Consider the following 11,128-nt stretch of genomic DNA (forward strand, 5'->3'; position numbering starts at 1 on the left):
CAGGCGCGTTCGGCAGGCATGATCGTGTAGCCCCTTGTTCAGGACACCCGAAGATGCCCCCCGACATTCAATGCCGCGTCCGTGCGCTCGACCACCTGGACCTGATGGTCCGCAATATCCCGGATGCGGTGCGATTTTACACCCAGGTGCTTGGCATGCGCGGCGTTCAGTTCACCGCGCCGGACGGAGGCCGACACTGGGCGCTGCACTTTGGTCAAAGCAAGATCAACCTGCACAGCGCAACCAGCCCGGCGGGCTTGGCCACCGCCACACTCACACCGGGCACTGCAAGCCTGTGTTTCCTAAGCGACGCGCCGCTGGCGGACTGGATCGTTCATCTGACCACGCATCAGATCGACATCGAGGACGGTCCCGTGCCCGCAAGCGGTGCCAAAGGTCCACTGACGACCATCTTCATTCGTGATCCCGATGGAACACTGATCCAGATCGCCGAGCATGTGTAGCGGCGCACCATGGATCATCACGGCGCGCCGAGTGTTTCCCACAGGCGAAACTTAACGCTCTATCTCGGCGCGCAACCCATCCATCAGCAATGTCAGTTCCCGCACGTAGATATCACCCGTGAGATGACCCTGATCGTCGAACTGGTTGCTGCTGTCGGCAAGATGGATCTCCGGCCCCTGCAGGATGCGCGGCCTGAACGGCACCATGAAACTACGCAGAATGAGTTGCGCGCGTTCACCCCCCGCCCGACCTGCGGCCGCTGACATGACGGCAACGGGCTTGCCCGTCCACGGCTTGCCGGATGTCCGGCTCACCCAATCCAGCGCGTTCTTCAGCACGCCGGGCGGGCCCTTGTTGTACTCTGGCGTGGAAATCAGCACCGCATCCGCCTGCGCAATATCCTCCGCGATCCGCTGGACCGCGTCCGGCACGCCACCTGCCTCTTCCCGGTCACCGTGGTAGAGCGGCAGATCCAGATCAGCGAGCTTGAAGCTGCACTCACCAAAAAGCCGCGCCGCTTCGTGCAGGAGCATCGTGTTGGTCGAGGCATCGCGTAGTGAGCCGGACAAGCCAAGCAGATTATAGTGGGCCATCATCCCTATCCTTCTAGTTTTTTGTCACGCTAAGGCTGAGGCGGGCGGCCCAAAAAGCAAGGGCTCCGGTGAAAAACACCGAAGCCCCGGTAGATCCACTTCCGCGCACGCCGCTATCCCGTTGGCAGGATCACGATTTCAACACGCCGGTTTTGTGCCTTGCCAGCGGCATTCAGGTTGCTCGCGACAGGCTGGCTCTCGCCGCGACCCACCGTGCGCACGCGACCCGCGGCAACACCGGCATCTATCAGCACATTGCCGACAGCACCCGCCCGGCGTTCCGACAGCCGCTGGTTATAGGCCGCATCGCCGTCACTGTCGGTGTGGCCAATGACCTGTACCGTGGATTGCGGATATTTGTTCAGACTGGCGGCCACCGAAAACAGATCGTTGCGCAGATCCGACCGGACCGCAGCACTATCGGTGGCAAAAAGGATGTCCTGCGGCAGGCTCAGAATCAGCCGGTCACCGGTGTTGGTGATGAGGACGTCATTGTCCAGATCGCGGCGCAGTTCAGCCTCCTGCTGGTCGAGATTATAGCCGATGCCAGCACCGATGGCACCACCGACCACCGCACCGAGCAGCGCCCCTTTGTCCCGGTTTCCGTCGCCACGCGACAGTGCGCCGGCAAGCGCACCGGCGCCCGCGCCGATCAGCGCGCCCTGCTGGGTCTTGGACGTGTTGGTGCCGTTGCCCACCTGGGCAGGGTCGGTGCACGCGGCCAGGATCAGGCTGCCCGAAAGCGCAATCGCCATAGGAATTCTTGAAATACTCATAGTCTACTGCCTTCAATGGTTGCGGCCCCGTTCGGGCAGGGCGTCGTGATGAGACAGCCTACATATGGGCCAGCCCGCAGGGCAATCCAAGGGGAAAAGGCGACGGCGGAAACCCGCCAACGGCTCACATCTGCGTGCGCGCCGCCTCATAGGCCAGCATGGCGCGCTTCATCGGCAGGCCCCAGTGATAGCCACCCAGACCACCGGATTTGCGCAAAGCCCGGTGACAGGGGATCAGCCAACTGACCGGATTGCGCCCCACCGCCGTGCCAACGGCGCGCACCGCCTGTGGTTTGCCAATGGCCTGCGCGATTTCGGAATAGGTGGTGACGTGGCCCGAGGGGATGCTGAGCAACGCTTCCCAGACCTTGATCTGGAACGGTGCGCCGATCAGGAACAGAGGTGCGGTGCCCAGCCTGCCATCCCCGGCACCGAATGCCTGCAGGACCCAAGGCCGCAACATCACCGGATCTTCGACGAAATCAGCGCGCGGCCAGCGCGACAGCAGATCCTCGAGCGCGGCGTCTTCACCCATTTCCGCCGCAAACCCGATGCCGCAGATGCCTTTTTCGGTGCCCATCACGATTGCGGCTCCGAAAGGGCTGTCGAACCACCCCCAGAAGATCGTCAGCCCCGCGCCGCTGCGGGCGAAATCACCGGGGCTCATCGCTTCCCATCGCACAAAGAGATCGTGGAGCCTGCCGCTGCCCGACAAGCCGACCGCCTGCGCTGCCTCCAGGGTGGTGAACCGTTCTCGCAGCAGCGTTTTGGCGTGGCCCAGCGTCAAATACTGCTGGTAGCGTTTCGGCGACACCCCGACCCACCGGGAGAAAACGCGCTGGAAATGCGCGGCACTCATCCCCATTTCCGCCGCCATCCGGTCCAGTGACAGGGGATCGTCTGCGGCGTCGATCAGGTCGATGGCGCGGCGTACTACACCGTAGTGATAGGCCGTCTCGGTCTCGTCGGGGAGGATCTGATGCTGTGTCATGCCTTCAAGCTAAAGGCTGGCATTGGAGGAATCGACCCGAAACCTGCGCCATCGCACCCGCGGAAGTCCCGCGCGACTAGACCGCCGGGATAGTCCCGATACAGACCACGACGGTCGAAACCGAGGCTCTGCACTTGCCCGTAGACACAAACCTCACCGGGATCGCTGCCGAACGCGCGCCCCGCAGTCAGGCGGCCAGATCGCCGCGTGGACCGGCCAAAGGTCGCCTCGCCGAGCTATGCGCTCAGCGCGATATCCTCCAGCATCGCAGTGCCTGCCTCAATCAGCAGCCGCGCTTCGGTTCGGCTCAGGCAGGGACGTGCCGTCACCTGGTTTTCGGCAACCGCATCCACGGCGCTCCGCAACGAATTCGCATCCTGTTGCGACAATCGGCGGAATACCTCCGCTCCGGCAAACATCGTCTCGACCCAGGCGCCTTCCGCGAGGATGATCTGGTGCTGAGCACAGGCAATGCCGGTGAGCGTATAGGGCACCATGGGGATCACGGAGCGCGCGACCCCCCGGTCGATCCAGGCCTTGGCAGGGGCGAGCACCTCATTGGCGCAAAACAGCAACTCTGCCTGTGCCGAATTGATCAACACCCGGTGATCACCGGTGACCTGAAGATCATGCGTCGGCATACCGGGACCGAGCGCCCCTGCCGGAAGGCAGACGGGCCGGGCCTCTGGCTGTTCCGCGAAGTACCCCGGCTGAAGCTTCGTCCGCCCGATCCAGACGATCGGCTGATACCCGTTGTCGCGCGTCAGCACCCGATCCCCTGTTTCCAACCATTCGACGGGAATGTCCCCGTTCTGGGTGGTGATCATCGTCCCGGGGCCGAAACAGGGTACGCTGCGCTGCTGGTACTGCTCGTAGGTCTGCCGGGTGTCGGCACCGCCCTGCGACATCAGGATGTTGTCGATCTCCTGACTGCCGACGAAGTCGTAGCTCACCCCCTTTTGCAGCGGCTCGGTAGGGATGTAGCCGACCAGAACGCCCGCAATCTCAAAACTGTCTACCGCAATGGTCGAGCCGTCGGGCGCTTCGAGAAACAGCGTTTCCTCGCCGTAGATCCGGCCAGAGGCGATGGTGGAGCCATCCGGCCGCGTCACGGTCCCCAACTGGTTGGCATCCTCGCCCACTTCGGCGTTGTGCTCATCCCCGTCCAGCGAGTCGTCATCGTCATCGATAAAGAAGCGGACCCGATTGACGTCCGTATCGTAGGCCGGGTCGAGTTGATAGCTGTTGGTGTCGGCGTCGTAGATCAACGCGCCCGCGTCATATCCGTAAAAAGATCTGGTGGCCATCGCGATCCCGCTCACATCAAAACTGGTGCGACTATCCTGCATTAGGGTAAATAAATGGCTGAGGAATTGAGCCGCATTTGAGAGAGGCCACGTGCCAGCGGTCTTGCCGCGCGCCGCGAAAGGCACCATACCGGCGCAATGGCAAAGCAGCTTGGCTATCATACCATCCGCGAGATCTTTTCCCGCTTTCAAGAGGCCGACCCGGAGCCCAAGGGCGAGCTGGAGCACGTGAACGTCTATACGCTCGTGGTCGCCGTGGCCCTCAGCGCGCAGGCCACGGATGCGGGGGTCAACAAGGCCACGCGGGCGCTCTTCCAGATCGCCGATACGCCGCAAAAGATGCTCGATCTTGGACTCGACGGGCTGACCGGGCACATCAAGACCATCGGGCTCTTTCGGCAAAAGGCCAAGAACGTCATGAAGCTCAGCCAGATCCTGGTCGATGACTACGGCGGCGAGGTGCCCAACAGCCGCGCCGCGCTCCAAGGGCTGCCCGGGGTGGGTCGCAAGACGGCCAATGTGGTGCTGAACATGTGGTGGCAGTACCCCGCACAGGCGGTCGATACACATATCTTTCGCCTCGGCAACCGCACCGGCATCGCGCCTGGCAAGACGGTCGAGGCGGTCGAGCGTGCCATCGAAGACCACATACCGGCTGATTTCCAGCTCCATGCGCACCACTGGATGATCCTGCACGGGCGCTATCATTGCAAGGCGCGCAAGCCGCTCTGCCCGACCTGTATCATCCGCGATCTCTGTCCCTACGAGGAAAAGACCCAATGAAAAACTACCAGCTGGTCGGCATCGGCAATGCCGTTGTCGATGTGATCACCCATGCCGATGACAGCTTTCTCGACCTCATGGGCATCGAGAAAGGCATCATGCAGCTGGTCGATCAGGACCGCTCCGAGAAACTCTACGGTGCCATGAACGACCGGTTGCAGACCCCCGGCGGGGCCGTGGCCAATACGGTCGCGGGTGTGGGGGCGCTCGGGTTGCAGACGGCCTTTATCGGGCGGGTGCGGGACGATGCCCTGGGGCGGTTCTACGCCAGTGCCATGACCGACAATGGCATCGATTTCGTCAACCCGCCGGTGCCGGGCGCGGACGTGCCCACCTCACGCTCGATGATCTTTGTGGCCCCGGACGGCGAACGGTCCATGAACACCTTTCTGGGCATCTCTACCGGGCTCACCTCTGCCGATGTGCCCCCCGCGGTCTCAGGCAACGCGCGGATCATGTTCCTGGAGGGGTATCTCTTTGACCACGACGCGGGCAAAACCGCCTTTCGTGAAGCAGCGCGCGCGACCAAGGCGGGCGGCGGCATCGCGGGCATCGCCATCTCGGATCCTTTCTGCGTCGAACGGCATCGCGCGGATTTTCTGTCGCTGATCGAGCACGATCTGGACTACGTCATTGGCAACCACCACGAGATTGAATCGCTCTACCAGACGGATCTGGAAACCGCGCTGGCCAAGACCGCCGAGATCTGCCCGCTGGTCGTGTGCACCCGCTCGGGCGACGGGGTGACGATCATTGCGGATGGCGCGCGCCATGACGTGCCGGTGGCGCGGATCACGCCCGTCGATGCCACCGGTGCCGGCGATCAGTTCGCCGCCGGGTTCCTCTACGGTCTGGCCACGGGGCGCGACAAGGAGACCTGCGCGCGCATGGGCAACCTTTGCGCGGCAGAGGTGATCGGGCATGTGGGCCCGCGCCCGCAGTCCGACATGATGAAGACCTTCCAGAAAGAGGGCCTCGTCTGACCGTGCTCAAAGACGGCTTTCACGACGTCCCCCCCGGAAAGGTGCCGGTCGTGGTCACCTACCTTGAGATGACGTCCAAGGTGCCGACCAAGGACAGCACGCTACCAGAGGGAGTGACATTCCGGCGGGTCACGCCCGATCTGGCCTGGTACCGGGAGATCTTCACGCGCGTGGGCGGGCTTGAGTGGCTCTGGTACGGACGGTTGTTGCTGGACGACGACGCGCTTCAGACTGTGCTGACCGACCCGGGTGTCGAGGTCTATACCCTGTCGCGCGACGGCAGGGATCTTGCTCTGATGGAGCTGGATTTCAACGAAAAGAGCGCATGCGAGCTCCAGTATTTCGCTCTCGCACCCGAGCTGATCGGCACCGGCGCAGGCCGCTACTTGATCAACGCGGCCATTGACCGGGCCTGGAGCAAGCCGATTTCCCGGTTTCATCTGAGCACCTGCACCATCGACAGCCCGCAGGCGCTCGGGTTCTACCGGCATATGGGGTTCACACCGGTCAAGCAGGCCATCCAGATCGCGGACGATCCGCGGCTGCTGGGCATTTTGCCCGAGACCGCCGGGCCACGCGTGCCGCTGATCCGACCCTAAAGCTGCGCGTCGAACTCCGCCAGCACGGCCTCATAGACGTGCCGCTTGAAAGGCACGATGTTCTCCACCAGCGCATCTGCTGCCAGCCAGCGCCATTCGGCGAACTCGGGCTCTTCGGTCTCGATGTCGATCTGATCGTCGCGGCCCTCAAAGCGCATCATGAACCATTTCTGCTTTTGTCCGCGAAAGCGGCCCTTCCACAGCTTGGGCACCAGATCATGGGGTAGCTCATAGGGCAGCCACTGCGCGCTTTCGGCCACGACGCTGACCAGATCGGGCGTGACCCCGGTTTCCTCGCGCAGCTCGCGCAGGGCCGCATCACGTGGCTCCTCTCCCTTGTCGATCCCGCCCTGCGGCATCTGCCAGGCGGGTGTCGATACGGGGCTGTCGCGGCGCTGGCCCACGAAAACCTCGCCCCTGCCGTTCACCAGCATGACACCCACACAGGGGCGATAGGGCAGCTTTGCAATCTCTTCGGGGCTCATCTCAGCGTCTTCTCCATCCACGCGCGGGCGAGGGTTTCGCCGTTACGCACCACTCTCTCGCGATGGATACCCAAAAACCCCGCCGCCCGAAAGGCCGGTTCGGCCATGAGGCTCGCGTGGGTCCGGAGCCGCGGCTCCCGCCTGTGCAGCGCCCAGTCCTCGACCCGCTCAAAAAGCTGGCGAAAGAGCCCGCGGCCCTGATGATCGGGACGGACAAACGCAAGGTCGATGTAGCCCCCCGGCTCGATCGTCATGAACCCCACCGCCTTGCCACCGACCCCGGCCACAGCGACCTGCAGCGGCGCCAGACGCTCGGACCACTGCAAGCCCTTGGGCCGATGGTCCAGCCAGGCGGCCCGCTGGGCTTCGGTGTATCGGCTTGGGCCCTGGCGGACCGCGGCGTAGAAAACCGCGCCCAGAGCGTCTGCATCGCCGGGTGTCGCCCATCTGATCATGATCTTCTCCACACAGGTGACGCCGCGTTCGACGTGACAGCGGATATGTGAAAATGTGATCTCGTGCCAGTTACATCCCGGGGGAGGGTTTGCCATGACCGATTATCCACATCTGCTCGCACCGCTCGATCTGGGGTTCACCACGCTGAAGAACCGCGTGCTCATGGGTTCGATGCACACCGGGCTGGAAGAGACGAAGGACTGGAACCGGGTCGCGGAATTCTACGCCGCGCGCGCCCGCGGCGACGTAGCATTGATGGTCACCGGTGGGATCGGGCCGAACCTTGAGGGGTCCGTGCTGCCCGGGGCGGCCATGATGGTGAGCGGTGAAGATGTGGCAAACCACAGTGTGATCACCCGCGCTGTGCACGCAGACGGCGGCAAAATCGCGATGCAGATCCTGCATGCGGGCCGCTATGCCTACGGGCCGAAATGCGTGGCACCCTCCGCCATCAAATCCCCCATTTCGCCTTTCGCCCCCACCGTGCTGGACGCCGATGGTATTGAAAAGCAGATCGTGGACATCGTGACCTGCGCTCAGCGGGCGCGCGAGGCGGGCTATGACGGGGTGGAGATCATGGGATCGGAGGGGTATTTCCTCAACCAGTTCCTCGTCACCCATACCAACAAGCGCGAGGACGAATGGGGCGGCTCTTACGAGAACCGCATGCGGCTACCGGTCGAGGTGGTGCGCCGGGTGCGTGCGGCGGTGGGCGAGGATTTCATCCTGATCTACCGGCTCAGCATGATTGACCTGGTGCCGAACGGCTCCACCCACGCCGAGGTCGTGCAACTGGCGCAGGCGGTGGAGGCTGCAGGCGCCACGCTCCTCAACACCGGCATCGGCTGGCACGAGGCGCGCATTCCCACCATCGCCACCTCTGTGCCACGCGCAGCCTTTGCCTGGGTCACGCAAAAGCTGATGGGCAAGGTGGGCATCCCGCTGATCACCTCCAACCGGATCAACACGCCGGAGGTCGCCGAAGAGCTGCTCGCAGACGGCTGCGCAGACATGGTATCCATGGCGCGGCCGATGCTCGCGGATGCGGATTTCGTGGCCAAGGCGGCAACGGGCAAATCGGCCCATATCGCGCCCTGCATCGCCTGCAATCAGGCCTGCCTCGATCACACCTTCAGCGGCAAGATCTCAAGCTGCCTCGTCAACCCGCGCGCCTGCCACGAGACGGAGTTGCGCATCACCCCGGCGGAAACGTCACAATCCATCGCCGTGGTCGGAGCTGGCCCCGCCGGGCTGTCGGCGGCCATGACGGCGGCAGAGCGCGGGCATCGCGTCACCCTCTTTGACCGGGCCGAGGAGATCGGCGGCCAGCTCAACATGGCCAAACAGGTGCCCGGCAAGGAGGAATTCTGGGGCCTTGTCGATTGGTACCGCACCCGGGTCGCCGATCTCGACATCGCCTTGCGGCTGGGGCAGGACGCCACGGCGCCGGATCTGGCGGGCTTCGACGCGGTCATCATCGCCACCGGCGTGATGCCACGTGATCCGCAGATCCCCGGCCAGGACGCGCCCCATGTGCTCAGCTACATCGACGTGCTGCGCGGCAAGGCGCAGGTGGGCAAGCGCGTGGCCATCGTCGGCGCGGGCGGGATCGGGTTCGATGTGGCCGAATACCTCGTGCACGAAGGGACGAGCCCCACGGAAAGCCTGCCCGACTGGATGCGCGAATGGGGTGTTGCAGACCCGGCAGAGCATCGCGCGGGTCTTGCCCCCGAAGGACCACAACCCCATGCGCCAGCCCGCGAGGTCACGCTGCTGCAACGCAAGGCCGAAAAGCCCGGCAAACGGCTGGGCAAAACCACCGGATGGATCCATCGCGCCGCGCTCAAGATGAAGGACGTCAAGATGATCGGTGGCGTCACTTACGAGCGGATCGAGACAGGTGGTATCCTGGTGTCCGACGGTGAGGCCCGCGAGAACCCGCGCCTGATCGAAGCCGATACCATCGTGCTCTGCGCCGGTCAGCTGCCCGAGCGCAGCCTCGCCGATGCGCTGGAGGCACAGGGCATCCCCTGCCATGTGATCGGCGGTGCAGATGTGGCTGCAGAGCTGGACGCCAAGCGCGCCATTGATCAGGGGACGCGCCTGGCCGCTACGCTTTGAGCGCGGCTATTCCACGGTAATCGTGATCACCTCGGACATGATCGGATCGCTGTGGGGAACATGCGACCAGTCTCCCAGCACCAGTTGCAGGGTATTCTCGCCTGCGGGCAACTCCATCGTTGTCTCGGTCTGACCGCCGCCGAAGTGTTTGTGGTTCTCATCGGCGGGAATAGGCTCTGACAGCTCCGCGTCACCGGCCTCGCCCTCTCCGAAGGGCGCACGGTTCATGACCAGATGGTGGTGGCCGGTCATGTCCCACTCGGCACCCGCGGGCGCAATCCCCATACCCCGCAGGCCAAAGACGATGGTGACCGGAGAGGACACGGTATCCCCATCCTTCAGATTGACGAAATAAACCTCCGCGTCCGGGTTGGACGGCGTTTCTCCCCCGGCAAATGCGGCGCTGGCGGCCAGTGTCCCGGCGGCTATGGCTGCGATAAGACGTTTCATTTTTGCTTCTCCCTTTGCATTCACATGCACCATTATCGGCTTGCGGTGGGCCAGGGCGCAAGGTCGGGTTTTAACCGAAAAGAAAGAGGATCAGTGTTTCCTGAGGTCGAACGATCTTTGTTGAAACCGCGATACTGTCTCACACTTGCCCCGTTTTTGCCGCAATTCCCCCGTATACCGGTCCACATAGAGCATAGAAAGGGTTGGCAATGGACCGCCTGAGTGAAATGGAAGCCTTCGCCACGGTCGTGGATCAGGGCGGCTTTACCGACGCGGCGCGCAAGCTGGGGATCTCCAAATCCGCAGTGTCCAAGCATGTCTCCTCGTTGGAGCAACGGCTGGGCGCACGGCTTCTGAATCGCACGACGCGCCGGGTCAGCCCTACGGAGATCGGTCTCGCCTATTATGACCGCGCGCGCCGGGTGCTGAATGACGCGGGCGAGGCGGATGCGCTGGTCACTGCCATGCAGGGCACACCCACCGGCGTGCTGCGGATCTCTGCGGCGACGGACTTTGGCGTCAATCACCTCTCTCCTGTGCTGAGCGAGTTCCTCGCGGATTTCCCGGAGATCACGGTCAACATGGAGCTCAGCAACCGCTATGTGGAGCTGATTTCAGAAGGGTTCGATCTGGCCTTGCGCATCGGTGAATTGGAAGACAGCAGCCTGCGCGCCCGCAAGCTGACCGAGACGAACATGCGGATGATCGCGAGCCCCGGCTACTTTGAAAAATACGGGCGTCCCGAAAAGATCGACGACCTGAACCAGCACAAGCTGCTGCATTACACCAACGAGGCCTCGGGCAATGTCTGGAAACTGACTGCGCCGTCGGGGGAGAAACGACAGGTGCGCACCGCTGGCTGGCTCAGCGTGAATGACGGGCAGTCGTTGTTGAACGCGGCCATCTCCGGTCTGGGCATCGCCTATCTGCCCAGCTTTCTCTACGCCGATGCGCTGGCCTCGGGGTCGGTGGTGGACGCGATCCCCGATCTGCCGCTCGACACGCAAGGCATCTACGCGGTCTACCCGCCGGGCCGGTTTACGCAGCCCAAGGTGCGCGCCTTCATCGATTTCCTGGTGCACGCCTTCGCCGACAAGGGCCCATCAGACTGGTAGCTTC

The 11,128-nt window shown here is 63.5% G+C and carries 13 protein-coding genes; 6 read left to right on the forward strand and 7 right to left on the reverse strand.

The window, feature by feature from the left end:
- Window positions 1–53 precede the first annotated feature (53 nt).
- Window positions 54–464 (forward strand): VOC family protein, encoded by a 411-nt coding sequence (locus tag Q1A53_RS10685; protein ID WP_299966154.1) that lies wholly within the window; start codon window positions 54–56, stop codon window positions 462–464.
- 51 nt (window positions 465–515) lie between these two features.
- On the opposite strand, the gene Q1A53_RS10690 is transcribed toward Q1A53_RS10685, so the two are convergent.
- From Q1A53_RS10690 to Q1A53_RS10705, 4 genes are all read right to left on the reverse strand, one after another.
- On the reverse strand, window positions 516–1,058 hold the full coding sequence (locus Q1A53_RS10690) for an NAD(P)H-dependent oxidoreductase (RefSeq protein WP_299966156.1): 543 nt from the start codon (window positions 1,056–1,058) through the stop codon (window positions 516–518).
- Window positions 1,059–1,171: 113 nt separating this feature from the next.
- Complete coding sequence (locus tag Q1A53_RS10695) at window positions 1,172–1,834, reverse strand: OmpA family protein (RefSeq protein WP_299966158.1); 663 nt, start codon at window positions 1,832–1,834, stop codon at window positions 1,172–1,174.
- Between the two features lie 124 nt (window positions 1,835–1,958).
- Window positions 1,959–2,825 carry a bifunctional helix-turn-helix domain-containing protein/methylated-DNA--[protein]-cysteine S-methyltransferase gene (locus Q1A53_RS10700; protein ID WP_299966161.1) on the reverse strand — a complete coding sequence of 289 codons (867 nt, stop codon included), beginning with the start codon at window positions 2,823–2,825 and terminating at the stop codon, window positions 1,959–1,961.
- A gap of 236 nt (window positions 2,826–3,061) precedes the next feature.
- Window positions 3,062–4,174 (reverse strand): Hint domain-containing protein, encoded by a 1,113-nt coding sequence (locus Q1A53_RS10705; protein ID WP_299966163.1) that lies wholly within the window; start codon window positions 4,172–4,174, stop codon window positions 3,062–3,064.
- Between the two features lie 96 nt (window positions 4,175–4,270).
- Here Q1A53_RS10705 and nth point away from each other — a divergent pair, with 96 nt between their 5' ends.
- Genes nth through Q1A53_RS10720 form a run of 3 tightly spaced genes read left to right on the forward strand, consistent with a single transcriptional unit; the run spans window position 4,271 to window position 6,497 of the window.
- Entirely contained in the window at window positions 4,271–4,915 is a 645-nt protein-coding gene (nth, locus tag Q1A53_RS10710; RefSeq protein ID WP_299966165.1) for an endonuclease III, read from the forward strand.
- Window positions 4,912–5,898 (forward strand): adenosine kinase, encoded by a 987-nt coding sequence (locus Q1A53_RS10715; RefSeq protein WP_299966168.1) that lies wholly within the window; start codon window positions 4,912–4,914, stop codon window positions 5,896–5,898. Before nth ends, Q1A53_RS10715 begins: the two co-directional genes overlap by 4 nt.
- A gap of 2 nt (window positions 5,899–5,900) precedes the next feature.
- On the forward strand, window positions 5,901–6,497 hold the full coding sequence (locus Q1A53_RS10720) for a GNAT family N-acetyltransferase (protein ID WP_299966171.1): 597 nt from the start codon (window positions 5,901–5,903) through the stop codon (window positions 6,495–6,497).
- On the opposite strand, the gene Q1A53_RS10725 is transcribed toward Q1A53_RS10720, so the two are convergent.
- Together Q1A53_RS10725 and Q1A53_RS10730 are read right to left on the reverse strand one after the other, a co-directional pair.
- Window positions 6,494–6,982: an RNA pyrophosphohydrolase gene (locus Q1A53_RS10725; protein WP_299966174.1), complete on the reverse strand. Its 489-nt coding sequence runs from the start codon at window positions 6,980–6,982 to the stop codon at window positions 6,494–6,496. The two genes, Q1A53_RS10720 and Q1A53_RS10725, sit on opposite strands and share 4 nt — an antisense overlap.
- A complete protein-coding gene (locus tag Q1A53_RS10730) occupies window positions 6,979–7,533 on the reverse strand; it encodes a GNAT family N-acetyltransferase (RefSeq protein ID WP_299966176.1) in 555 nt (184 codons plus the stop codon). Before Q1A53_RS10730 ends, Q1A53_RS10725 begins: the two co-directional genes overlap by 4 nt.
- Here Q1A53_RS10730 and Q1A53_RS10735 point away from each other — a divergent pair.
- A complete protein-coding gene (locus Q1A53_RS10735) occupies window positions 7,532–9,559 on the forward strand; it encodes an NADPH-dependent 2,4-dienoyl-CoA reductase (RefSeq protein WP_299966178.1) in 2,028 nt (675 codons plus the stop codon). The genes Q1A53_RS10730 and Q1A53_RS10735 overlap by 2 nt on opposite strands.
- A gap of 6 nt (window positions 9,560–9,565) precedes the next feature.
- On the opposite strand, the gene Q1A53_RS10740 is transcribed toward Q1A53_RS10735, so the two are convergent.
- Entirely contained in the window at window positions 9,566–10,009 is a 444-nt protein-coding gene (locus Q1A53_RS10740) for a DUF4399 domain-containing protein (RefSeq protein ID WP_299966181.1), read from the reverse strand.
- A 209-nt stretch (window positions 10,010–10,218) separates the two neighbouring features.
- On the opposite strand from Q1A53_RS10740, the gene Q1A53_RS10745 reads away from it, so the two are divergent.
- Entirely contained in the window at window positions 10,219–11,124 is a 906-nt protein-coding gene (locus Q1A53_RS10745) for a LysR family transcriptional regulator (RefSeq protein WP_299966185.1), read from the forward strand.
- Window positions 11,125–11,128 lie beyond the last annotated feature (4 nt).

Source organism: uncultured Roseobacter sp. (assembly GCF_947496515.1).
Taxonomy (GTDB): Bacteria; Pseudomonadota; Alphaproteobacteria; order Rhodobacterales; family Rhodobacteraceae; genus Roseobacter.

Excerpts from the sequence above, each read along its gene's own strand:
- Q1A53_RS10685 (WP_299966154.1), top strand. The coding sequence starts at position 54 with ATGCCCCCCGACATTCAATGCCGCGTCCGTGCGCTCGACCACCTGGAC.
- Q1A53_RS10690 (WP_299966156.1), bottom strand. The coding sequence starts at position 1,058 with ATGGCCCACTATAATCTGCTTGGCTTGTCCGGCTCACTACGCGATGCC.
- Q1A53_RS10695 (WP_299966158.1), bottom strand. The coding sequence starts at position 1,834 with ATGAGTATTTCAAGAATTCCTATGGCGATTGCGCTTTCGGGCAGCCTG.
- Q1A53_RS10700 (WP_299966161.1), bottom strand. The coding sequence starts at position 2,825 with ATGACACAGCATCAGATCCTCCCCGACGAGACCGAGACGGCCTATCAC.
- Q1A53_RS10705 (WP_299966163.1), bottom strand. The coding sequence starts at position 4,174 with ATGCAGGATAGTCGCACCAGTTTTGATGTGAGCGGGATCGCGATGGCC.
- nth (WP_299966165.1), top strand. The coding sequence starts at position 4,271 with ATGGCAAAGCAGCTTGGCTATCATACCATCCGCGAGATCTTTTCCCGC.
- Q1A53_RS10715 (WP_299966168.1), top strand. The coding sequence starts at position 4,912 with ATGAAAAACTACCAGCTGGTCGGCATCGGCAATGCCGTTGTCGATGTG.
- Q1A53_RS10725 (WP_299966174.1), bottom strand. The coding sequence starts at position 6,982 with ATGAGCCCCGAAGAGATTGCAAAGCTGCCCTATCGCCCCTGTGTGGGT.
- Q1A53_RS10735 (WP_299966178.1), top strand. The coding sequence starts at position 7,532 with ATGACCGATTATCCACATCTGCTCGCACCGCTCGATCTGGGGTTCACC.
- Q1A53_RS10730 (WP_299966176.1), bottom strand. The coding sequence starts at position 7,533 with ATGGCAAACCCTCCCCCGGGATGTAACTGGCACGAGATCACATTTTCA.
- Q1A53_RS10740 (WP_299966181.1), bottom strand. The coding sequence starts at position 10,009 with ATGAAACGTCTTATCGCAGCCATAGCCGCCGGGACACTGGCCGCCAGC.
- Q1A53_RS10745 (WP_299966185.1), top strand. The coding sequence starts at position 10,219 with ATGGACCGCCTGAGTGAAATGGAAGCCTTCGCCACGGTCGTGGATCAG.